Annotated in this window: 23 protein-coding genes and 2 pseudogenes; 15 read left to right on the top strand and 10 right to left on the bottom strand. The window is 67.2% G+C overall.

Annotated features, from left to right (window positions below; all coding sequences use genetic code 11):
* Positions 1–7 precede the first annotated feature (7 nt).
* The 3 genes and pseudogenes from OG417_RS54405 to OG417_RS54395 all read right to left on the bottom strand — a co-directional run.
* Positions 8–94 (bottom strand): annotated as a pseudogene (locus OG417_RS54405) (LacI family DNA-binding transcriptional regulator); the annotation flags it as partial.
* A 138-nt stretch (positions 95–232) separates the two neighbouring features.
* The gene (locus OG417_RS54400) at positions 233–658 is read right to left on the bottom strand and encodes an RICIN domain-containing protein (RefSeq protein ID WP_442875724.1); all 426 of its coding nucleotides are present in this window, start codon (positions 656–658) and stop codon (positions 233–235) included.
* Between the two features lie 18 nt (positions 659–676).
* Positions 677–955: an RICIN domain-containing protein gene (locus tag OG417_RS54395; RefSeq protein WP_442875723.1), complete on the bottom strand. Its 279-nt coding sequence runs from the start codon at positions 953–955 to the stop codon at positions 677–679.
* A 1,126-nt stretch (positions 956–2,081) separates the two neighbouring features.
* Here OG417_RS54395 and OG417_RS24605 point away from each other — a divergent pair.
* The 4 genes from OG417_RS24605 to OG417_RS54390 all read left to right on the top strand — a co-directional run bounded on the left by OG417_RS24605 (position 2,082) and on the right by OG417_RS54390 (position 5,891).
* Positions 2,082–3,215 (top strand): IS630 family transposase, encoded by a 1,134-nt coding sequence (locus tag OG417_RS24605; RefSeq protein ID WP_329245751.1) that lies wholly within the window; start codon positions 2,082–2,084, stop codon positions 3,213–3,215.
* Positions 3,216–3,300: 85 nt separating this feature from the next.
* The gene (locus OG417_RS24600; RefSeq protein WP_329260561.1) at positions 3,301–4,788 is read left to right on the top strand and encodes a serine/threonine-protein kinase; all 1,488 of its coding nucleotides are present in this window, start codon (positions 3,301–3,303) and stop codon (positions 4,786–4,788) included.
* A 573-nt stretch (positions 4,789–5,361) separates the two neighbouring features.
* Positions 5,362–5,805, top strand: a complete 444-nt coding sequence (locus tag OG417_RS24595; protein ID WP_442875761.1) for a DDE-type integrase/transposase/recombinase — start codon at positions 5,362–5,364, stop codon at positions 5,803–5,805.
* Complete coding sequence (locus OG417_RS54390) at positions 5,730–5,891, top strand: IS3 family transposase (RefSeq protein WP_442875760.1); 162 nt, start codon at positions 5,730–5,732, stop codon at positions 5,889–5,891. The genes OG417_RS24595 and OG417_RS54390 overlap by 76 nt, the downstream gene beginning before the upstream one ends.
* A 138-nt stretch (positions 5,892–6,029) precedes the next feature.
* Here the strand turns inward: OG417_RS54390 and OG417_RS24590 are convergent, their stop codons facing one another.
* Positions 6,030–6,599 carry a TetR/AcrR family transcriptional regulator gene (locus OG417_RS24590; RefSeq protein ID WP_329260556.1) on the bottom strand — a complete coding sequence of 190 codons (570 nt, stop codon included), beginning with the start codon at positions 6,597–6,599 and terminating at the stop codon, positions 6,030–6,032.
* Between the two features lie 85 nt (positions 6,600–6,684).
* Here OG417_RS24590 and OG417_RS24585 point away from each other — a divergent pair, with 85 nt between their 5' ends.
* The 4 genes from OG417_RS24585 to OG417_RS24575 all read left to right on the top strand — a co-directional run bounded on the left by OG417_RS24585 (position 6,685) and on the right by OG417_RS24575 (position 10,907).
* Positions 6,685–7,605: an NADP-dependent oxidoreductase gene (locus OG417_RS24585; protein WP_329260554.1), complete on the top strand. Its 921-nt coding sequence runs from the start codon at positions 6,685–6,687 to the stop codon at positions 7,603–7,605.
* Positions 7,606–7,651: 46 nt separating this feature from the next.
* Positions 7,652–8,581: an NADP-dependent oxidoreductase gene (locus OG417_RS24580; protein ID WP_329260551.1), complete on the top strand. Its 930-nt coding sequence runs from the start codon at positions 7,652–7,654 to the stop codon at positions 8,579–8,581.
* A 199-nt stretch (positions 8,582–8,780) separates the two neighbouring features.
* Positions 8,781–9,089 carry a CoA transferase gene (locus OG417_RS54385; protein ID WP_442875722.1) on the top strand — a complete coding sequence of 103 codons (309 nt, stop codon included), beginning with the start codon at positions 8,781–8,783 and terminating at the stop codon, positions 9,087–9,089.
* Between the two features lie 213 nt (positions 9,090–9,302).
* Positions 9,303–10,907, top strand: a complete 1,605-nt coding sequence (locus tag OG417_RS24575) for a CocE/NonD family hydrolase (RefSeq protein WP_329260548.1) — start codon at positions 9,303–9,305, stop codon at positions 10,905–10,907.
* A gap of 86 nt (positions 10,908–10,993) precedes the next feature.
* Here the strand turns inward: OG417_RS24575 and OG417_RS24570 are convergent, their stop codons facing one another.
* The 3 genes from OG417_RS24570 to OG417_RS24560 form a co-directional block, all read right to left on the bottom strand.
* Complete coding sequence (locus OG417_RS24570; protein ID WP_329260545.1) at positions 10,994–11,155, bottom strand: hypothetical protein; 162 nt, start codon at positions 11,153–11,155, stop codon at positions 10,994–10,996.
* A 195-nt stretch (positions 11,156–11,350) separates the two neighbouring features.
* The gene (locus OG417_RS24565) at positions 11,351–11,851 is read right to left on the bottom strand and encodes an SMI1/KNR4 family protein (protein WP_329260541.1); all 501 of its coding nucleotides are present in this window, start codon (positions 11,849–11,851) and stop codon (positions 11,351–11,353) included.
* 115 nt (positions 11,852–11,966) lie between these two features.
* The gene (locus OG417_RS24560) at positions 11,967–12,896 is read right to left on the bottom strand and encodes a helix-turn-helix transcriptional regulator (protein WP_329260539.1); all 930 of its coding nucleotides are present in this window, start codon (positions 12,894–12,896) and stop codon (positions 11,967–11,969) included.
* Between the two features lie 171 nt (positions 12,897–13,067).
* Between OG417_RS24560 and OG417_RS24555 the strand changes: the two genes are divergently transcribed.
* The 6 genes from OG417_RS24555 (at position 13,068) to OG417_RS24530 (ending at position 19,739) form a co-directional block, all read left to right on the top strand.
* Positions 13,068–13,760, top strand: a complete 693-nt coding sequence (locus tag OG417_RS24555) for an SDR family oxidoreductase (RefSeq protein WP_329260537.1) — start codon at positions 13,068–13,070, stop codon at positions 13,758–13,760.
* Between the two features lie 367 nt (positions 13,761–14,127).
* Complete coding sequence (locus OG417_RS24550) at positions 14,128–15,438, top strand: ABC transporter substrate-binding protein (protein WP_329260534.1); 1,311 nt, start codon at positions 14,128–14,130, stop codon at positions 15,436–15,438.
* A 4-nt stretch (positions 15,439–15,442) separates the two neighbouring features.
* Positions 15,443–16,441: a carbohydrate ABC transporter permease gene (locus OG417_RS24545; RefSeq protein ID WP_329260531.1), complete on the top strand. Its 999-nt coding sequence runs from the start codon at positions 15,443–15,445 to the stop codon at positions 16,439–16,441.
* A complete protein-coding gene (locus OG417_RS24540; RefSeq protein WP_329260529.1) occupies positions 16,441–17,271 on the top strand; it encodes a carbohydrate ABC transporter permease in 831 nt (276 codons plus the stop codon). The genes OG417_RS24545 and OG417_RS24540 overlap by 1 nt, the downstream gene beginning before the upstream one ends.
* Positions 17,268–18,710, top strand: a complete 1,443-nt coding sequence (locus tag OG417_RS24535) for a glycoside hydrolase family 1 protein (RefSeq protein WP_329260527.1) — start codon at positions 17,268–17,270, stop codon at positions 18,708–18,710. Before OG417_RS24540 ends, OG417_RS24535 begins: the two co-directional genes overlap by 4 nt.
* A gap of 6 nt (positions 18,711–18,716) precedes the next feature.
* Positions 18,717–19,739 carry a LacI family DNA-binding transcriptional regulator gene (locus OG417_RS24530; protein ID WP_329260524.1) on the top strand — a complete coding sequence of 341 codons (1,023 nt, stop codon included), beginning with the start codon at positions 18,717–18,719 and terminating at the stop codon, positions 19,737–19,739.
* Positions 19,740–19,778: 39 nt separating this feature from the next.
* Here the strand turns inward: OG417_RS24530 and OG417_RS24525 are convergent, their stop codons facing one another.
* The 3 genes and pseudogenes from OG417_RS24525 to OG417_RS24515 all read right to left on the bottom strand — a co-directional run bounded on the left by OG417_RS24525 (position 19,779) and on the right by OG417_RS24515 (position 21,171).
* Positions 19,779–20,129 carry a hypothetical protein gene (locus OG417_RS24525; protein WP_329260521.1) on the bottom strand — a complete coding sequence of 117 codons (351 nt, stop codon included), beginning with the start codon at positions 20,127–20,129 and terminating at the stop codon, positions 19,779–19,781.
* A gap of 110 nt (positions 20,130–20,239) precedes the next feature.
* Positions 20,240–20,389 (bottom strand): annotated as a pseudogene (locus tag OG417_RS24520) (IS256 family transposase); the annotation flags it as partial.
* A 128-nt stretch (positions 20,390–20,517) separates the two neighbouring features.
* Positions 20,518–21,171, bottom strand: coding sequence for a TetR/AcrR family transcriptional regulator (locus OG417_RS24515; RefSeq protein WP_329260518.1), 654 nt, complete (start codon positions 21,169–21,171; stop codon positions 20,518–20,520).
* A 126-nt stretch (positions 21,172–21,297) separates the two neighbouring features.
* On the opposite strand from OG417_RS24515, the gene OG417_RS24510 reads away from it, so the two are divergent.
* Positions 21,298–21,846, top strand: coding sequence for a carboxymuconolactone decarboxylase family protein (locus OG417_RS24510; protein ID WP_329260515.1), 549 nt, complete (start codon positions 21,298–21,300; stop codon positions 21,844–21,846).
* The last annotated feature ends 310 nt before the right edge of the window (positions 21,847–22,156 follow it).

Raw genomic sequence — 22,156 nt, 5'->3', positions numbered from 1 at the left:
TGACACGGACACTGCCGTAGATGACGCGCGAGACGGCCGCGGGCGAGACTCCCGCGAGCGCCGCGACGTCGGCGAGTGTCGGCGTCCTGATCACCTCGGAGGGCGTGGTGGTTTCCGTCCGGGTCACGGCGAGGACTCCCTTCGAGCGCGGGGGCTCGGCCGGCGGATGTGGGAGCGCTCCCACACCATCCAAGGCGTACGAGCTCCTGTCAAGAGGACGATGTCCGGCTTGTTAATGAGGTGTAACCGACGAGGAGACACGCCTGGAAACGCCCCGTGCCGTGCGTCGGCGCCGGTGACACCGGCGTGAAAACCAGTGAAAACGAATCCGTGGCTGACATCCGCGCGAGCGGCGGCAAGAACCCATGGAGAGCGCGCCATGGAACACCCGCCCTCGTCCAAGGGCGGTCGGGCGGAATGCGGGCCGGCGGCGGGTCGCGCGCCTCCCCGACCGGCCGGCGTTGCCGACCGCGGCGGTCACGTCCGCGGCAGGGCTCACCGCGAGGTGAACTCCTGGTTGAGCGCCGGCCGCGTTCTTGCACGGCCACTGGTCCAGTTGCTGACCCGCGTTGTTGCCCGCGCCGTAGACGTCCAGGCACAGGCCGCTGTTCTGGTTCTGGAACGCCCATGACCCGTCGGACTGCGCCCCGGTCGCCACATCGAACTCGCCGCGCCGTTACGCGCCTGCTGCACGATGTCCGGGACGCCCTGTGAGGTCGAACCGCCGGCGACCGCCACCACCTGACCGGAGTTCTGCGCCTGCCCGCTCCCCGTAGCCGTTCGAACCGGGCGCGAACTGGAACTGCTGGCTCGACTGACCGTTACCGGACCACTGCTCGATCGCCGCATCCGGGGTACCCGAGTTGCCGTACACGTCCACGCACAATCCGTTGTTGCCGACGACCAGCTGGTGACCGCTCAGGCGTTCGGCTGGCCGCTCACTGAAACTTCTCATCGCCGGACGCCTGGGCGCGCTTAGGACTCACATACCAAACTAACCTGCCATGCCCAGTGGAAGAATTGACGCCAGCCCGCAGGTTGTTATCCGGCCACCATCCCTTGGCGCCTGCAGTCCCGGACTGCCCCCAAAACCTCGACTGACATGACAGCCCCCGGCGGCCTTTGCGTCACTGGACTTTGCAGCGACTCACCACCGCTTCAGCCTCATCAAGCTGGGCGGTCAAGCCCATCAGGAAAAGAGTAGTGGGTTCCAAAACGAGCAAGGAACCTCCACCTTTCCTCCGGCCGAGAGCTCGATGACGTCGGAAATATTTCGAGCTTAATCTCGTGATCCATCTCGATCCGAACATCACCGAAACCATTTATCGATACCCTAAGAACTTCTGGCCTTGCCGCAGAAAGGAAACCTTCAACCACTTTCGCCCCGTCATCGTACGGCGCTTTATCCAAGTCGAAGTTCATCTCACCCGAACCCAAGACGATGCGATTTCCCTGCAATATTCGAAATGGACACTGCACGTGAAATGCATACTGACTACCGGTTACAGTTCGCCCACATGTCGCGGTACTGCCCGGCAGCACCCGATGCAGCATCGGACCGACACTCAACGAAGTTAATGGCGCACGCGGATCAAATAGCACGTAGCGGTACTACGGAGCAGGACGCGATGGCGCATCAAATAGGCGATTCGATCAGAGCTGTGGACTTTTGAACCATAGGTTCCGGGTTCGAGCCCCGGGCGCCCTACCGCTCACCTAACCATCGACCTGCGGTTTCTTCGGTTCAGCAGAAGAAGCTGACATGGCCGATCGCCGAGCAGCCAAAAGGCGATGGAGGAGCTTTTGGTGCGCGGCGTCGCGCTTGGGGAGAACCCCGCGTGAGCCCGCCCGGCATCCGCTGCGGCGGCTGGAGGGCGACTTCAACGGCGGCCTGGCCTGCGCTCTCAACATTGCCCGTACCGAGATCTTCGACGCCCATCGCGACGCTCCCGTAGCGAGCCTTGCCGCGCGCAGCGAGGCCACGGGCGAGCTAGTGCCGCATCAAGCAACGTTTGCCCTGTTGCGGTGACGCGCCGTCGGGATGCTGGCCCCAGGCGGTAGGTCACGGCCAGTCTGTGCGGGTGGCAGAACGGGTACGGGTCCGTGAGATCGATGAGGACGAAGGCCGTCGGCTGTTGCGGATCATCCGCAGGGGCACCGGGTCGGTGGTGACCTGGCGACGGGCTCAGATGGTGTTGCTGTCCGCTCAGGGCATGAGCGTCAACAAGATCGCCGAGGTCACATTCACCAGCGGTGACCGTGTCCGGGATGTGCTCCACAACTTCAACGCCGATGGCTTCGATTCGCTGTATCCGAAGTACTCCGGCGGGCGGCCGAAGACGTTCACCCTGGCCGAACGCCGGGAGATCAAGAAGATCGCCAAGTCCAGGCCGGCCGAGCACGGCCTGCCGTTTTCGACCTGGAGCCTGGCCAAGCTGGCCGACTTCCTGGTCGCCGAGGGGGTGGTCGACGACATCAGCCACGAGGGCCTGCGCATCCTGCTCCGCGAGGAAGGCGTCTCGTTTCAACGCGTGAAAACCTGGAAGACCTCCCGCGATCCGGACTACGCCGCCAAGAAAGCCCGCATCGAGCACCTGTACGCGGTCGCCGATGGGGAGGTCATCCCCGAGGAAGGCGAACCTGAAGTCGTCTTCTGCCTGGATGAGTTCGGCCCGCTCAACCTCCAGCCCCACCCGGGCCGCCACTGGGCCGAACGCGGCGGCCGGCACAAGGACCCCGACCGCCAACCCAGGCCCCGCCGGCGGGCGACCTACACCCGCCCGCACGGGGTCCGGCACCTGTTCGCCGCCTACGACCTGGGCCAAGACAAGCTTTACGGGCACATCAAGAAGACCAAGAACCGCTCGAAGTTCCTGGAATTCTGCCGCTACCTGCGCAGCCTCTATCCCGCAACCGTCCGCATCGCGATCGTGTGCGACAACTACTCCCCGCACCTGACCACCAAGCGATGCCATCGGGTCACCGACTGGGCCGAAGCCAACAACGTCGAGATCGCCTACACCCCGACCAACTCCTCATGGCTCAACCGGATCGAAGCCCAGTTCACCGCCCTGCGCTACTTCGCCCTCGACGGCACCGACCATGCAAGCCACAAGGAACAAGGCAGCATGATCCGCCGCTACATCATCTGGCGGAACAAACACGCCACCGACCAGCGACTACGCGAGGTCGTCAACAAGGCGAACGTTGCTTGATGCGGCACTAGGACGATTCGCCCCCTGGGCGGTGTGCGGTCAGTAGTCTGATCATGACGCCGCCTCGCCCTTGGACGGACCGCGCATGCCAGAGGATCTTCAGCCCGGCGACCCTCGACGTCTGGGCGGCTATCGCCTGCTGAGCCGGCTGGGGCGTGGTGGCATGGGGACGGTGTACCTGGGCGAGGACGATGACGGCGGGCAGGCCGCGATCAAGGTCATCAACCAGGAACTCGCCAGCGACACCGCCTTCGCCGAGCGCTTCCGGCAGGAGGTCCGGGCGGCGCGCCGCGTCCGCAGGTTCTGCACGGCTCCCGTACTCGACGCCGAAATCGATCGCCCTCCCTACTACGTCGTCACCGAGTTCATCACCGGCCCCACTCTGCAGGACGCGGTCGAGTCCGAGGGGCCGTTGCGCGGATCGGACCTGGAGGGCCTGGCCGTGGGAATGGCGACCGCGCTGTCGGCCATCCACGACGCCGGACTGGTGCACCGGGACCTCAAGCCCACCAACGTCCTGCTCTCATCCTTTGGACCCCGCGTCATCGACTTCGGGATCGCCCGGGCTCTGGACAGCCGTACGGCGGTCACCCGGACCGGACAACTGGTGGGCACGCCCGCGTACCTGGCGCCCGAGCTGATCACCGGCGGCGAGGTCACCCCGGTGGCCGACGTGTTCTCCTGGGGATGCGTCCTGGCCTTCGCGGGCACCGGACGCGACCCCTTCAACGGCCGTACGCTCCCGGAGATCCTGCACCGCGTGGTCTACGAGCCGCCGGACCTGGACGGCCTCGACCCCTCGCTGCGCGGCATCGTCGAAGCGTCGCTGGCCAAGGACCCCAAGGCCCGCCCCGGCGTCCCCGAACTACTGACGCGCCTGACCGGCCACAGCCCGGACACCCCGGACCCTTCCACGAACCCACCGGACCCTTCCACGAACCCACCGGGCCCTTCCACGAGCGGACGGCAACAGTCGCCCACCATCACGATGCACGGGCAGCCGGTCGTGCGCCCCCACCGCGTACGGCATGCGCCGTTTCCACCGCCGCCGCCGCCGCCTCCGCCACGTCCACGGAAACGCTTTCCCTGCCTGGTCATCGGCCTGCTGGCGATCGTCGCCGTGCCGGCCGTCGTCATCGTGGCGGTGACGATGCTGGTGCCGGATTCGGGATCATCGGCCGATCGTTCGTCCTCCCGGAAGTCAGGGGCGACCGCCTCACCGGGCACGTCGGGGCGGGGCAGAGGTGACGTGCCGGCCAAGTTCCTGGGAAAGTGGCACGGCTCGGTCGACCAGGAGGATTCACTCAACAGCCCGTACCCCGTGGTACTCACCCTCACCCAGGGCCGGGTCGGCACCGTCGTCGGCCGTTCCTCGTACCCGACGCTGCGATGCGGCGGAGAGCTCAAGCTCACCAAAGCCTCCACCGGCCGTCTGATGGTGGAAGAGCACATCACGACGGGGCAGGCCAACTGCGTCGACGACACGGTGATCACACTCAGGTACCGGACCGGCAAGGGAATCGACTATTCCTTCAACGACCCCGACACCGGACACGGATCGCTGACCCACTAGTACTACATCACCAGATCGCCGTTAGTGATTAATGAGTATCGGTCAGCGATCAGAGTGTGCGAGTGAGTCGGCATGTCCCCATCTGTTGAGGGCGCTACTGCCCGGACGGTGGCGCGTGCTGACCTGGCCGAACGGGAAAGCGAGTTCGCCTCCTGCATCGCACGATGGGTGACGGATTCGTTACAGGTGGATCGCTGTTAGCGATCACCACCACCATCTGCCGCAAAGGCGGCTACACAGGCCAAGGCGGCCTGCTTGGTACCGCCGCCGGTAACCGCGCCCCCTGCCGCCGTCATTCGACGCGGGCATGCTCAGCCCCGCCGAGTACGGAAGGAGGAATGCCCAACCACCGGGCTATGCTGCCGCGTAGCCACAATGCGAGTCGGCGTGCCGTCGAGCTGGTGCGCGATGTGGTATTCCCAGAACCGACCTCATCACCGACGTCCACCAGACTTCACGTGGCATCTACGGTGCGCGACGCGTGCACGCCGAACTCAGGCTCGCCCGCGACATCATCGTCGGCCACGGCGCGGTCGAGTTGTTGATGCGCCGCGCCGCACCAAACCGGACCAGATCGCCAAAGACCTGGTCGACCGGCAGTTCGCCCGCACCGGCCCGAACCAGTTGCGGGTCACCGACATCACCGAGCATCTCACTCGAGAAGGCAAGGTGTACTGCGCCGTCGCCCTGGACGCCTACTCCCACCGGGTGGTCGGCTGGTCCATCGACTCCTCACCCACCGCAGCACTGGTGACCGACGCACTCGGCATGGCCATCGACAGCCGGACACCACCGAAAGGCGCGATCATCCATTCGGACCAGGGCACGCAGTTCGCCTCCTGGGCCTTCACCCAGCGCGCCAAAGACTCCGGCCTGGTGCCCTCGATGGGCAGCGTCGGGGACTGCTACGACAACGCGGTGAGGAGTCATTCTGGTCGCGAATACAGGTCGTACTGCTCGACCGGCACCGCTGGCGCACCCGCGTCGAACTCGCCAACGCCGTCTTCGAGTATCTGAAGATCTGGCATAACCGCCAACGACGGCACAGCAGCATCGGCATGCTCACCCCGATAGAGTTCGAAAACACCCCCACCGTGGTATGAGATCCAAAAATCCGACTCCACCGGTCCCGGGGCAGACCAAACGTGTCTACGAAACCGGGGCAACATCACTCCGGGCATCACCCCGTGGGGCTGCGAGTCGTGGCAGCCATCTCCGGCCTGTTCAAGGCAGTCGCCGCGTCAGCAGAGGGCTGTGGATGCTTGCACGTCGTCGAGTGCTTGTCGCGCGATCTCGCTGAAGTCGTCGCCGTCGCTCGTCTGACTCCAGCGTTCGAAGGCGATCGAGGAGGCGAGCGCGCCGAGTTCTGCGGCCACGCGAGCGGTCAAGTCCGGAACGCCGCGTCGTTTGAGCGCGTCGGTCATTGATGCGATGAGGCCGAGGTTCTTGAGCGCTTCGCGTTCTTGGAGTTCGGGGTTCGCGGCGATCACTGCCTGTCTGCGGGCGATGAATTCGCGGCGTGCGGGCGTGAAGACCTCTCTGCCGGCCGCGTCCAGCGCGTGCGCGACCGCTTCGAGCGGGGTGGTGGCCGCCGGGGCTGCGGCTATCGCCTTGGCGAGCAGTTCGTCCATCGTGCCGCGGCCGAAGAGTACTTCCCGTTTGTCCTGGAAGTGCCGGAAGAAGGTGGTCTTCCCCAGTCCCGCGCGCTGCGCGATGTCGATCACGGTGGTGTTCTCGTAGCCACGCTCGGCGAACAGGTCGAGGGCGGCCTGAGCGAGCCGTTCTGGTGCGTTCGGTTCCCAACGAGCCATGAGGACAGTGTACGGAACTTGGTCCCGTCACTCATGTATGGTGATGGAACCAAGTTCCGTCAGTTGCCTTGCAAGGAGTCTGCCAGTGAGCCGAGCTGTGATCTACGAAGCGTTCGGAGGCCCCGAAGTGCTGGAGCTGCGGGAGGTTCCCGAGCCGCACGCCGGCCCGGGTGAGGTCCGCGTTCGCGTGACGGCCGCCGGGCTGAACCCGATGGACTGGGGTATCGCCTCGCGGCCGGAGGCGGCGGCGCGGTTCGGCATCACCGTGCCGTCCGGCTTCGGGTCCGACCTAGCCGGGGTGATCGACGAGGTCGGCGACGGCGTCACGGGCTTTGCCGTGGGCGACCGCGTCTACGGCGGCGCCCTGGGCAGGGCGGTCGCCGACTTCGTGGTGGTCAGGCCCCCTGCCGATTCGCTGTGGCATACGCCGGAGGGCATCAGCGATGAGGTGGCGAGCGCGCTTCCGGTGGCGGGCGCCACCGCCGCCGCCGCTCTGGCGGCGATCGGCCCGCGGCCCGGTGACACCGTTCTGATCGGGGGAGCCGCCGGCGGCGTGGGCGTGTTCGCCGTGCAGCTCGCCAGGCTCGCCGGCGCCGCCGTGATCGGCACCGCCTCGCCGGGCACGTTCGAGTTTCTGCGGCGGCTGGGTGCCGAGCCGGTGGCCTACGGTGCCGGGCTGGTGGACCGAATTCGGGCGCTGGCACCCGGCGGGGTGACCGCAGCGACCGACCTGTTCGGCACGGAGACGGCCGAGGCCGCGCTGGCGCTCGGCGTGGCGCCCGAGCGGATCTCCACGGTCGCCGCGGGCCCCAACCCTCCCGGCGGCGTACGCGCCACCGGCGCCGTCGCCGCGGCGACGGACGCCCTGGACCAGATCACCGACGCGATCCTCGCCGGCAAGCTCACCGTCCCCATCGCCGCGACATTTCCGGTCGAGAAAATCCGCGACGCCGTGACGCTGCAGGCCGGACGCCACGTCCACGGCAAAGTCGTGGTCACGCTGTGACCGCACCTGAAAGACCTCACGGGGAAGCGATGAAGGGATGACGACGATGAAGCGAATCCAGTACCACCAATACGGCGGGCCGGAAGTCATGCGGCTCGAAGACTTCGAACCGGCACCGCCCGGCGCCGACGAGGTCCTGGTCCGTGTGCGCGCAGCCGCGGCCAACCCGATGGACTTCGGAATCCGCGCCGGCCGCATGAAGCACGTGACCGGTCGGCGCTTCCCGCGCGCGATGGGTTATGACTTCGCAGGCGTCGTCGAGGCAGTCGGCGACCGCGTCACCCGACTGCACGTCGGCGACGAAGTGCTCGGCGGAACGACGATCAAGTCCGCAGGCGCGTTCGCCGACGTGGTCGTCGCCCAGGAGAAGGGCATCGTGCACAAGCCCGAGAACCTCTCGTTCGAGGACGCCGCCGCGATCCCGACAGTCGGGATCACCGCCCTGCAGGCTCTGATCACGAAGGGACGGCTGCAGCCGGGCCAGGCCGTGTTCGTTCACAGCTGCCTCGGCGGCGTCGGCCGCTCCGCCGCGCAGATCGCCCTCGCACACCAGGCCACGGTCGCGGGTAGCTGCCGCGATACGGCCAGGTCCGAAGCACTCGACCTCGGCATCGACCCGGTCGTCGACTTCGGCTTCGACCCCACCTCGCTCGCGAGACGGTTCGACCTCGTCCTCGTCGCCGCCGGCAGGCTTCCAGTCAAAGCCGCGCGGACGATGCTCAAGCCCGGCGGCCGCATCATCAGCATCCACCCCACCCCATCGAACCTGGCAAGAAGTGTCCTGCCCGGACCGTTCCACGCCATGATCGCCCGGCCGGTCACCAAAGACCTGGAAGAGGTCGCCCGAGCCGCCGGCCAGGGCACACTGCGGCTACCGATCGCCCGCACCGTCCCGCTCTCGCAAGCCATCCCGGCGCTGACCGAACTCGAGCAGAACGGCATGGCCAAGCGGGGCAAATTGATCATCACGCCATGAATCTCGTCGGCGAGTTCGGCAGGCGAGCCCGCTCTGGGACGGGCGGTCACGGGCCTCGAGCACTACGCGAAGCCGACCGAGGCGAGTGCATGAGCGGTCCACTGGCCGGCTTGCGCGTGCTGGACATCACATCGGTGAGCGCCATCACGTTGAACCTGGGACGCAACAAGCGCAGCGCCGTGCTCGATGGCGGCGAAGCATGGCGGACCTCTACCTGCGCGCGTTTGGAACGCCCCAGTTCTCACCCTCCGTGCTGGCCGACAAGATCTGCGGCCTCGTGATCCTAAGCTCCGTCCTCGCCGCGCTGCACAGTCGGGCGACCACGGGAGAAGGACAATGGGTCGACGTGCCCATGGCCCCGACACGATGCTCGCCTTCAACCTGGTCGAGCATCTCGGCGGCAGATCTTTCGATCCCCCCGGTAGGCGAAATCGGATGGAGCCGCACTCTCGTCCCTACCGCGCGCCACGCCCTCATCGACGCCCGGCACCCTACCGAAGGCGACTAAAAGCTCATTCGCTTCCCGGTCGACTTCTCCGCGACACCCGTCACCAACTACCGGCCCGCGCCTCATATCGGGCCTCACCTCGCCACCGCCAACTGGCTCGAGGACCGCCTGCCGCGGCACGCATCCCCTGGGGCACGGGCTCCGGTGCGCGGCAGGGCGTGGCACCAGGCACCGAATACCCGCTCCTATCCGCTCAGCCACGAGGAGAGACTAATGAGCACCACTACCGTTGACGAGCAGCAGCGGCAGACGATCGAGCAGCAGTACGGCCCGCTCGGCCCGCACTCCGTCGAACTCATCGACGGAGTGATCGTTAGTGCCGACGACGGCTTCGAGCTCAAAGGCGTCCTGGCGCTCCCGGCAGGGGGCGACAAGGTACCTGCCGTGCTCATCCGCTCGCCCTACGACCCCGCATCATTCAGGCCCGAAGTGGCCGCCTTCTACATGGGCGAAGTGATCGCTTGGGCGTCCCATGGATATGCCTGCCTCGTGCAGACCACGCGTACCACCACTTCGTACTTCGACGAAGCCGCTGATGGCTCCGCCACCGTTCGCTGGATGGAGAAGCAGCCGTGGTTCGATGGACGCCTCGGCCTCACCGGCGCCAGCTACCACGCTTTCAGCTCCTGGGCCACCGCTTCCACGCGGCCTGCCAGTCTGAAGGCGATCGCCACCGCGATGTACAGCACCGACCGGGTCAGCTCCTGGTACCCCGGCGGCGGCTTCGCTCTCGAACTGGCCCTCAGCTGGACCGCCATACAGCAGGCGAACGGCGCCGAGGTCGGCGAGAACCCGTACAACCATCTGCCGCTGAACCAGGCGGACGTCGCCGCCACCGGAACCACCCTCGACTTCTACCAGGAGCGCCTCGTGCACGACGGCGAAGACCCGCACTGGCAGGCCCTGAACTTCGCCGAACTGCTGGACGACCCTCCGGCGCCGATCCTGCACATCGACGGCTGGTACGACTACCACCGCAACTACTTCTGGCACGACTTCGAGCGCCTGAGCCGGAACACCGGCGACGTGCCGTACCGCTTCGTCATCGGGCCGTGGCCGCACGCCGTCCTCGACCCGCGCATCTCCATGGCCGAGAAGCTCGCCTGGTTCGACACCTACGTGCGTGGCGACGGTACGGACCGTTTCGGCACCCTGCGTTACCACCGCACCGGCGTCGACGCCGGCTGGCACGAGCTCGATAAGTGGCACGAACCGGAGACCACCGTCTTCTACGCGAGCTCCGACGGGCAATTGCTGACCGGCCGCAGCGAGCTGGCCGAACGCGTGGAATGGACTTACGACCCGGCCGACCCCACCCCGTCCGTCGGGTTCCTCACCATCGGCACCGGCGACGTCAGCGGCCTCTGGGACAGCGGCGCCCTCGAACAACGGGCGGATGTGCGCGTCTTCACCAGTCCTCCTCTGCGGGAGCCGCTGGACCTGGCCGGTCACGCCTCCGCCGCCACGACCTTCTATTCGGACGCGCCCAGCGCCGACCTGTTCCTGCGGGTCCTGGACGTCTACGAAAACGGGCAGGTGCAGAACATCGCCGACGGCATTCTCCGCGTCACAGATCCGGGCCTCGGCGAAGGCGTACCCGTCGAGGTCGACCTCGGCCCCATCGGTCACCACTTCGCGGCCGGCCACCGCCTCCGCCTCGTGCTCGCCAGCGGTGCCCACCCCTACTACAACCGCAACCTCGGCAACGGAGAGCCGACCGCAACGGCCACCCGGATCCGTGTCGCTCATCAAGCGGTCGCCGTCGGCGGCGAGGACGGCCTGCGCATCACCCTTCCCCTGGCCCCGTTGAGGAGCTGACGAAGAAGCCCCCCAAACGCCATCAAGGCGGTTCTTACGGGAGTTGGACCGCAGCCGGCGCATCAGCGTCGACGGCTCGGCTCTCCCTAGCTGATGGAGATGGCCATCCGCATCAGGTCGCGCCAGTGCCGTTCGATCAGCTTCCAGTCGTGGCCGGCCGCTTCCTGGCAGAACACCCTGGCGGCGGGGCTGAAGGAATGCGGCACGTCTCGTAGAGCCGTGGACTTTTGATCCACAGCTCTGATCATGCATGATCTTTTGACAAGGCCGCAGGTCAAAAGAATTGCCGGCGCTGCGGCCAGAAGGTTGCCACGTCGCCGGATGAACCTCTTCACCGGATGCTGGTCCGGCATCGCGTCGCACGGGTGCTCGCCGGGTGCCCGTGTGTCGCGGAACAGCCTGGCACGCGGTGGCAGGAACCGACACCGCACGCAACGTGAGCGTCAGGCCTCCGCTTCGGCCAGCCACTTGTCGCGTGCACTGAGCAGCAGCGCGCCGAAGCTGTCGTGGGGCAGCAGGTCGCCGCCGTCGCCCGCCCACCACTCGTAGGCCCGCCACTCGCCGTCCGCGCCGATGTGGTCCGCGCTGAGCACCCAGACGTCGCCCTGGTAGGAGTCGGTGGAGATCAGTACGCACCGTCTGAGCTCGGACTCCAGCTCGGGCGAGTCCATGTCCGGCCCGAACCAGGCGGTCCACATCTCGGGGTCCGCCTCCGGATACCAGCCGATCTCGTCGACCGTTCGCAACGTGCCCGCGTTGGTCGGCATCTCGGCCCAGCCGTCGCTGACCAACAGGAAGTTGCGGTAGCTGGGCGGCAGCGGGACGCCGAGTCGCTGCTCGGCGGCGCGGACCGCGTCCTCGCCCGCAGGCCGCGTGCCGGGCCATTCGGTGCCCGGACCGGTCAGGAACTCACGCCATTCGGGGACGGTCACCGGCACGGACATGCTACCGCCTGCCTTCCACTTTCCTTGCCGTCGACAGGACCCTCAGCAATTCCTGTGTTGCAGGTCAAGGACACTTTTCGCATTTCTTGGACAGCCACCTCATGAACGCGTGAGGTCAGCGGGGCGGGCGGATCGGTTCCGTGGGTGCGGTCTGCGGTGCTGTCCAACTGGCGAGGAGTTTGAGGCGGTCCTCCGAGGGGGTGCCCGGCTCGGCGGCGTAGATGATCAGGTCGTGTACGGCCCGTTGAGGCAGCGGCAGGTTCAGGGAGCGGAAGGTCATCTCCAGACGGCCGACTTCGGGATGGTTCAGCCGCTTGACGCCTTCGTGATGGATTCGGACGTCATGACTGGCCCACATGGTGCGGAAGTCGGGGCTGAGCGTGGACAGTTCGCCGACAAGCTCACGCAGGGCCCGGTCGTGAGGTTCACGTCCGGCTTCGGCGCGGAGCATCGCGACCGTGGCCCTCGCGCCTTCCTCCCAGTCGACGAAGAAGTCGTGGGAGCCGGGGTCGAGGAAGAAGTAACGGGGGAAGTTGGCGCAGCCCCGGTCACCGGTGGTGTCGCTGCCGAACATCGGTGAGTACAGGGCCCTGCACAGCGCGTTGCTCGCGACGATGTCCAAACGGCCGGTGCGCACGAAGGCGGGGGCCATGGTCATGGAGTCCACCATCCATTGGACGCTGGACGGGATCTTGACGTCCTTGCGACGGTGCGACCTGCGGCGGGTGGGGCGAGCCGCTCTGGCCAGATCGAGCAGGTAGGTGCGCTCGTCCTCATTGAGGAGCAATGCCCGCGCGACCGCTTCCAGCACGTCCTCGGAGACACCGCCGATGTGGCCCTTCTCCAACCGTGTGTACCACTCGGTGCTCACGCCGGCGAGGGCCGCGACCTCCTCGCGCCGTAGTCCCGGAACCCGGCGACGTCGGCTGGTGGGCAGTCCGACCCGCTCCGGGGTGAGCTTGGCGCGTCGGCTGATGAGGAAGTCGCGGATGTCCGAGCGATTGTCGGTGGGATCACCGGTGTGGCTTTCGGACGGGGGTTCCATTCGTCCAGGGTACTCATGGTCCGGCCGATAGAGAGGTTGTGTTCATACCCCCCATAAGCGCGACCTTGCCCGCCTCTGACGGCGCCGGTTTCCTGGGGTCGGCGCACTTGAACGGCACCCTTCATCGCGGGCCGCCGTCCGCCTCCCCATCCACACCTCAGGAGCATGACCATGCCCAGCAAGACCGTACTGATCACCGGCGCGACCAGCGGTATCGGCGCCCACACCGCGCGGTTGCTCCTCGACCGCGGCCACCGTGTGGCGGTCACCGGCCGCAACGAGAGCAAACTGAAGACCTTCCTCGACGAGGCCGGCCACCCCGACCGGCTGCTGGGTCTTGTCGCGGACGCGGCAGACTGGCAGGCCACCGAGTCGGTCGTGACCCGCACCGTGGAGCATTTCGGTGCCCTTGACGCGGCGGTGGCCAACGCCGGATTCATGTCCGGTGACTCCATCGGGGCCGGCGACCCGACACTGTGGTCGCCCATGGTCCTCACCAACGTCCTCGGCCCCGCCCTGCTGGCCCATGCCGCCCTGCCCCACCTAGAGGCCACTGGCGGACGGCTGGTTCTCATCGGCAGCGTCGCCGGGCTGAAGAACTCTCCCGCCAATCTCTACTCGGCCACCAAGTGGGCTACCACCGGACTCGCCGAGAACCTGCGTCTGCACGCCACGACCCGCGGCATCGGTGTCACTCTCGTCAACCCCGGCATGATCGACACCCCCTTCTGGCAGGGCGCCGGCGTTCCCCCCTTCGCCCTGCCTCCCCAGCCCATCGCCGAGGCCATCTGCTTCGCCCTCGACCAGCCGGCGGGCGTCGACCTCAACACCCTGACCATCCGGCCCATGGGCCAGCCCGTCTGACCACGCCGCTCACTCTTTCGGAGCTTCGGCGGGTCCGGTCTGACCGGTCCGCAGCGGGAGCAGGCGTGCTCGGAGTCGCGGTCCAGGATGTCGCCGTTGGCGATCTGGGTGTTCTGCAGGGCACGGCCCTCGTGTGGGCGGGCGAGGAGCAGATGGTACTCGCCCGCCCACAGCGTTTCATGCCGCCTTTCCGCATTTTGTGGAACCGATCTCACGCTTGGGCGGTCTTCGGACGCGAAAATATCGGCGTTCTCGCGCACTCCTTGACGGGATCCTGTGATCTGAGCCATAGTCATCGGCCAGTGATGCGTGGAACCGGTTCCACGCATCACATCACCCCCCACACGCCCGACCCAGGAGCGTTCCGATGCACAACCCCCTTTCCCAGCCCGGCGGCCGCCGTGGCGTACGCCGGGTGGCCGCGCTCGGCGCGGCCACTGCCCTCATCGTGGGGCTCACCACCGCCTGCGGCGGCTCGAGCGGTTCCTCGAGCAAGACGGCTCTCGGCCCGGACGACACCCTCAAGATCACGACCTTCAGCGACTTCGGCTACGACAAGCTGGTCGACCAGTGGAACGCCGACCCGAAGCACCCGTTCCTGGTCAAGCAGACCAAGATTGCCGACTGGGATCCCTGGAAGCAGACCCTGACCTCCGACCTGCAGGCCGGCACCGGGCTGCCCGACATCGTGGCGATCGAGGGCGACTCGATGCCGGAGTTCCTCGCCGCCGGCGCCTCCGACCAGTTCGTCGACCTGAAGGACCCGTCGCTCGCGAATCGTTGGCTGGAGTACAAGTACAAGGCCGGGCAGACCGCCGACGGCAAGCAGATCGGCTATCCGACCGACGCCGGCCCGGAGGCGTTCTGCTACAACGCCGACCTGTTCAAGAAGGCCGGCTTCCCGAGCGACCGCGACCAGGTCGCGAAGATCTTCTCGACCTGGAACTCCTACTTCGACTATGGCGTGAAGTTCGAGAGGGCCGTCCCCGGCGCGAAGTGGATCGACGACAGCGTCTCGGTCGGGCAGGCGATGTTGAACCAGACGAAGTACCCCTTCCAGACCGCCGACAACAAGGTGAACGTCGACAACAACGAACTGCGCACGGTCTTCAACACCGTCGCCAAGTACGCCCCGACGCTCTCCACAGGTGCCCAGCAGGGCACCCCCGACTGGACCAGGGACATGGCCGGCAACAAGGTCGCCACGATGCCCTGCCCCGGCTGGATGTTCGCCAACATCAAGGCCGCCGCGCCGCACTCGACCGGCTGGGACATCGCCGACGCCTTCCCCGGCGGCGGTGGCAACTGGGGAGGGTCGTTCCTCGCCGTACCGCGGCAGTCGAAGCACCAAGCCGAGGCCAAGCGGTTCGCCAACTGGCTGACCGACAAGGACCAGCAGGTCGCGGCGTTCAAGGCCGCAGGCAACTACCCGGCCAACCTCGCCTCGGAACAGGTCCTGGCGGCGCAGAACGCGACCGATGCGTACTTCCACGGCGCGCCCACCTCGAAGATCCTCGCTAACCGGGCGAAGGCGGTCGACCCGAAGCTGCCGTACAAGGGCGACAAGTACGCCGAGGTCCTCGGTCTGTTCAAGTCGGCGATCCAGCGTGTCGACGAGGGCAAGTCGGCGGACGAGTCGTGGCGGCTGTTCGTCCAGGCCGTTGCCGGTCTCTCCTGAGTCGATGATCGACAACACTCCTGCCTCGGTCGGCACGGCGGCGGGGGCCGTGCCGGCCGAGACAGCACCTCCCGTCCGTCCCAGGCTCACGTTCCGCCAGCGGCTCTCACTCCTCGACACGAAGCTGTCGCCGTACGTCTATGTGCTGCCGTTCTTCGTGGTCTTCCTGATCATCGGGCTCTACCCGCTGGGTTACTCGGCCTACCTGTCCTTCTTCTCCTGGCCGCGGTTCGGCGTGGCGCACGGGCCCGGGGTCGGGTGGGCGAACTACAGCCACGTCCTGCACGACCCGATCTTCCGCAAGGCGCTGGTCAACACGCTCGGGATCTTCGTGATCTCCTCTGTCCCGCAGATCATCATCGCGACCATCGTCGCGGCTCTGCTCAACACCGAGCTACGCGGGCGGACATGGTGGAGGATGAGCGTGCTGTCGCCGTTCGTGGTGGCACCGGCCGCGACCGCGCTGATCTTCGGCTCACTGTTCGCGGACCAGTCCGGGCTGGTCAACGGCGCGCTGCACGGGCTCGGGCTGTCGGGGGTCGATTGGCACTCCAACCGTCCGGCCAGCTGGCTGGCGATCGCGACGATGGTCAACTGGCGCTGGACCGGCTACAACGCCCTGATCCTGCTCGCGGCGATGCAGGCGATCCCGAACGAGTTGTACGAGGCCGCCTCGCTCGACGGCGCCGGCCGGGTCAGACAGTTCCTGAGCATCACCGTGCCCAGCATCCGCCCCACGCTGCTCTTCGTGATCGTCACCTCGACGATCGGCGGGCTGCACATCTTCACCGAGCCGCGGCTCTTCGACACGAACCTGCAGCACCAGGGTGGTGCGAACTATGAGTTCCAGACGCTCACGATGTACGTCTTCAACACCGCCAACAGCTCCACCGACCCCTATCCGCGGGCAGCGGCCGCGACCTGGATCGAGGTCCTGCTGATCATCGTGGTCTCGCTCGGCAGCTTCCTGCTGACACGCGCGGCGCAACGAAGGAGCTCCTGATGGCCCGTCGTCCCGGCTTCATGACCTATGCGCTGCTGGCGGCGTTCGTCGTCGGCTCGGTATTCCCGCTGTACTGGTCGTTCGTGATCGGCTCGGTCACCAAGGAGCGCGCCGCGGCGAGCACGCCGCCACTCGTCCCGGGCGGCCACTTCTTCGAGAACGCCCGCCGCGTCTTCCATCAGATCGACTTCTGGTCTGCGCTCGGGAACTCGGTGCTGATCTCGGGCATCTCGGCGGCATCGGTGGTCTTCTTCTCCACCCTCGCGGGCTTCGCCTTCGCCAAGCTGCGCTTCCGTGGCAACGGCCCAATGATGATCTTCATCGTCGCAACGATGACGGTCCCGACCCAGCTCGCTCTGATCCCGATGCTGAAGGAGTTCAGCAACATGGGGCTCAGCGGAAGCCGTGCGGCCGTGATCCTGCCGTGGGTGGTGACCGCGTTCGGCGTCTTCTTCATGCGGCAGTACCTCGTCGACGCGCTGCCGGACGAGCTGATCGAGGCAGCCCGCGTCGACGGTGCGTCGATGTTCCGAACCTTCTGGTCCATCGCGGTACCTGCTGCTCGGCCGGCCATGGCGATCCTCGGCCTGTTCACCTTCATGCAGGTGTGGACCGACTTCATGTGGCCACTGGTGGTGCTCCAGGGCTCCGACGTCCAGACCCTGCAGACCGCGCTGGACCACCTCAAGATCGCGCCTGGTCAGGGGATCGCCGACATGGCGCTTCTGCAGGCCGGCACGATCATGGCCACGGTCCCGCTCTTCCTCCTGTTCTTCGTCGCCGGCCGGCAACTCGTCGCCGGCATCATGCAAGGAGCCATCAAGGGATGACTTCGACATACCGCGCCTTCCCGCAGCACTTCCTGTGGGGCGCTGCCACCGCCGCCTTCCAGATCGAGGGCGCCTACGACGAGGACGGGCGTACCGACTCGATCTGGGACACCTTCACCCGGGTCCCGGGCGCCATCGTCGCCGGCGACACCGCTGAGGTCGCCTGCGACCATTACCACCGGATGCCCGAGGACGTCGCGCTGATGAAGCGCCTCAACCACGCGGCATACCGCTTCTCGGTGGCCTGGCCACGGGTCCGGCCGGATGGCGGAGCGGTCAATCAGAAGGGGCTGGACTTCTACAGCCGCCTCGTCGACGAACTGCTCGAGGCGGGCATGGTTCCGTGGCCCACGCTCTACCACTGGGACCTGCCACAGGTGCTCGAGGACGCCGGCGGCTGGACCAACCGTGACACCGCTCACCGCTTCGCCGAGTACGCCGTCAGCGTGTACGACGCACTCGGCGACCGGGTCGAGGCGTGGACCACGCTCAACGAGCCGTGGTGCTCGGCGTTCATGGGCTACACCGGCGGCCAGCACGCACCAGGTCGTCAGGAAGGAGCCGCTGGGATCGTCGCCGCGCACCACCTGCTGCTCGGGCATGGCCTGGTCGTCGACGAGGTGCGTCGCCGCGCCACGCCGGACCGTCGGCCGCAACTCGGCATCACGCTCAACCTCACCGTCGCCGACCCGTTCGACCCGGCGCGGCCCGCCGACGTCGACGCGGCCCGGCGCCTCGACGGACTGCACAACCGGGTCTTCCTCGACCCGCTCCTGCGGGGGAGGTACGCCGACGATCTGGCCGCCGACACCGAGGGCATGGCATTCGAGGGGCGGCCGTGGTCGTCGTACGTGCACGACGGCGACCTCGCGCTCATCTCGGCGCCGCTGGACTTCCTGGGCGTGAACTTCTACCACGGCGACGTACCCGCCGCGCTGCCGTACGACGCGGCCCCCGACGAGCTGCTCGGAAGCCGGATCCAGGGGCCGGCGCGGCCGCGGACCTCGCCGTACCCGGGCGGAGGGTTCGTCTTCCCGCGCCGCGGCCTGCCGACGACCGACCGCGATTGGGAGATCGATCCGGCCGCGCTCACCCGGCTGCTCGTCCGGCTGCACGAGGAGTACGCCGCGCCTCCGATCTACATCACCGAGAACGGTGCGATGTGCGACGACGTCGTCGTCGACGGGGAGGTGCACGACGACGCTCGACGCGACTTCATCGAACGGCACCTGCACGCCACGCTCGACGCGATCGATGCCGGCGTCGACGTCCGCGGCTACTTCGTGTGGTCGCTGCTCGACAACTTCGAGTGGAGCTACGGATACGGGCACCGCTTCGGCATCGTGCACGTCGACTACGAGACCCAGGTGCGGACGCCGAAGGGCAGCGCGTTCTGGTACGCCGACGTCATCGCACGCAACGCCGTTCCAGTACCGTAGGCGGCGATGGTGCGGTCCGAGGGCGAGACGCCCACGCTAGATCAGGTTGCCCGGCTGGCCGGTGTCAGCAAGGCCACCGCGTCGCGTGCGGTCAACGGCGGGGCGCGGGTCAGCCCGCAGGCTCAGGCAGCCGTCGACGACGCCGTACGGCGACTCGGTTTCATCCCCAACGCCGCGGCCCGCTCGCTCGCGACCCGGCGTACGGGTTCGATCGGGCTGATCGTGCCGGAGTCGGACGAGCGGATCTTCGCCGACCCGTTCTTCGCGCGGATGCTGCACGTGGTCACGAGGTCGGTGAAGGCGCACGACCTGCAGCTGGTGCTGCTGCTCACCCAGCCGGGCAAGGAGGAGCAGCGGCTGATGCGATACCTGCGCGGACGGTTCGTCGACGGTGTCGTCGTCGCCTCGCACCACCGCGGTGACCGACTCGCGAAGAGCCTGGCCGACCTCGGACTGCCGACCGTGTTCATCGGGTCGCCTTGGACGAGTACCGATCGTGTGTCCATCGTTGAGAGCGACGGCATCGGCGCCGGTCGTCAGGCGGCACGGCTATTGATCGACCGCGGCTGCCGGGCCATCGGGACGATCGCCGGCCCGGCCGACATGCACGCCGGCCACGACCGGCTCGAAGGCTGGCGGCAGGAGCTGAGCGAGGCCGGACTGGGCGTCGACGCGGTCGTGCACGGGGACTTCACCGAGGTCGGCGGCGCGCGAGCCTGCGGCGTTCTCCTCGACGAGTTCCCCGGCCTCGACGGCATCTTCGCCGCGTCGGACCTGATGGCCGCGGGTGCGATACGCGAGCTCGCGGCGCGCGGCCGGCGGGTCCCCGAGGACGTCGCCCTGGTCGGGTACGACGACCTCGGGACCGCCGAGCGGACCGACCCGCCGCTCACGACCTTCCGCAACCCGATCGGCGCGATGGCGACCGAGGCGATCCGGCTGCTGGCCCAGTGGATCGACGAGGGCCCCGGTGAGCCACCGCGCCGGATCGTCTTCGCACCAGAACTCGTGCGACGCGCCTCCGCCTGATCCGGCCGCATGTGTTCAAAGCGGTCTACCGACAGCGGGTCAGCTCGGCACGTCGATCAGCACATCATGGAAGTCGCCGATCGACAGGATGACCTCGCCGTTCTGAAGGAGTTTGTAGTCCCAGAGCTTAGGGAGTTCCTCGAGGGACGGCTCCATCTCGACGAACAGCTCCCGGACGGCCGGTGTCAACGGTCCGGCGAACTCGACGGCGTCGCGCATGCCACTCCACGGACCCACCGTGACCTCGGGCAGCGCCGCGAACTGCGCCCGTCCATGGCTGAGCGGGCCCTCCCCGTCCGGCATGCGCACCCGGAACTCGTCCGCGCGGTCGAGGTGGGCGCGCAGCAGCGCCCTCCACTCTTCATCGGGAACGACTCCCACATATCGCATCGACACACCGGAGACCCTACGGACGTATCGCCTTCAGACGCCAACGGCAGCGAGACCTGTGGATGGGGTGGTCGTCGGTCTGCCAGGGATAGCGGGACCGGTCAAGGCGTAGCGCGCATGCCGCGGCGGGCACAGTCACGCAGCAGGTCGGCCCCCGATTCGGTGGACTCCCGGTGGCCATCAGCCAGGGCGATGAGCTCTTCGCGGCCATCGGCGCGAACCCCGATCATCACCAGCAGGCACAGCTTCTGCTCTTCCATGACCGAAGCCGGCAGGCCGGCACTCGAGCCGAGCGGTTCATGCCGGACCCGCGGCAGGTGCCGGCGGGGGTGGCCGGACACGCGGGCCTGGACGACCGGGGACGGGTCGAAGCCGCTGTTCGACGCGGCTACCGAGCTTGGAGTACGTCGGCGTCGTGAGACGTCGCGAAGGTCTGCACGTAGTCGATGGCCGTCTGCAACGCATCTTTCAGTGGAGTGATGTCCCGCGCGACCTGGGCGAGGAGCATTCCGCCCTGGAAGGCGGCAAGGAGCAGATTGGCCAGCTGAGTGGGATCTGCCTCGGCGCTGACGCGGCCGAGCTGCCGCATGCGCTCGATTCCATCGCGGAAGATGTCCCTCCACTGGTCGAAGGCACTCGCGAGCTCGTCGTGAACGTCAAGGTCCGTCTTGATGATCTCGCTCGCCAGGGAGCCGAGGCTGCAGCCTTCCTGGTAGGCGCGCTCGTAGCCGACGTAGAAGGCCGCCCAGGCCCGGAACGCGTCGAGGTTGTCGAAGCAGGCGAATCGCTCGCCGCGGTGGAACCCGAGAACGCGCTCGGCCTGCCAGGCGATCACGGCCAGGACGAGACTCTCCTTGGTCGGGAAGTAGTGGTTGAGCTGCGATCCGCTGACGCCGGCGGCACGGCGGAGCTGTTCGTTGTTCGTCGCGTGGACCCCCTTGGTGTAGATGAGCTCCGCGGCGTGCTCCAGGATGCGGGCCCGCGTCGCCTGTCCCTTGCCGGTGAGCTTGTGGGGCTCCCGAGCTCCTGAGGTGGTCTTCATGCTTCAGACGATACCTGGATTGGGCTTGACAGCCCAGTCTCGAGCGGTGTTCACTCAAAAAGTGGGCTGACAAGCCCAAAAGTTCTCAAGGACAAGCCAGGCCGACTCACCGGAGGCTGATTCGCCATGTCACGACTGAACGCTCCCTCTCCTGACGAGGTCCCCGACGGGGTGGAGCACATCCTCGACAACATCGGCGCACAGTTCGGCTTCGTCCCGAACATGTTCGCGACGCTCGCGTCGAACCCGACCGTCCTCGACGTCGTCATGACACTGCAGGGCACCTTGAGCCGGGTACTGGACGCGAGAACCCGGCACACCATCGCGCTCGCCGTGTCGCAAGCCAACGGTTGCGATTACTGCCTGGCGATGCACACGTACGTATCGTCCGAACTCGGTGGCATGTCGAGCGATGACATCGACTTGGCCCGGGCCGGGAGTTCGGTCGATCCCAAGCGTGCCGCGGCCGCTCGCTTCGCTCAGCAGGTGGTGGAGAGCCGCGGGCAGGTGAGTGACGCCGACCTGGCGGCTGTGCGAGGTGCCGGGTACACCGACCCGCAGATCCTGGCGATCGTCACGGTGGCGGTGCAGGTCCTGTTGACCAACTTCATCAACAACGTCAACCAGACCGACATCGACCTCCCCGCCGTCAGCTCGGTCGGTACGCCGGGATGAGCGTCGGCGTCCTCGTCGAGGCGGCGTACCTGGCCGCTCGATCCGTCACTGTCTCCAACGATCAACCGGGAAAGGTGCCTCATGCCGGGCTCCGGACTCGATGAGCGATTCACGGCACTGCACACCCGCGACGGTGGCCTCCTCATGCCGAACGCATGGGACGGCCTCTCGGCGCTGATGCCGGCCGACGCAAACCGCCGTCGAGTTCGGCCTGGCCGGCATCGGGATCGAGGACACCTCGGGCAATCCCGATCAACCGATCCGCGACTTCGACGACGCCGTCAACCGCATGAACACCATCCGGCGCCTG

The organism is Actinoallomurus sp. NBC_01490 (assembly GCF_036227085.1).
Lineage (GTDB): Bacteria > Actinomycetota > Actinomycetes > Streptosporangiales > Streptosporangiaceae > Actinoallomurus > Actinoallomurus oryzae.
Note: the sequence above shows the minus strand (reverse complement) of the source record. Positions and strands in the feature narration are given on the sequence as shown.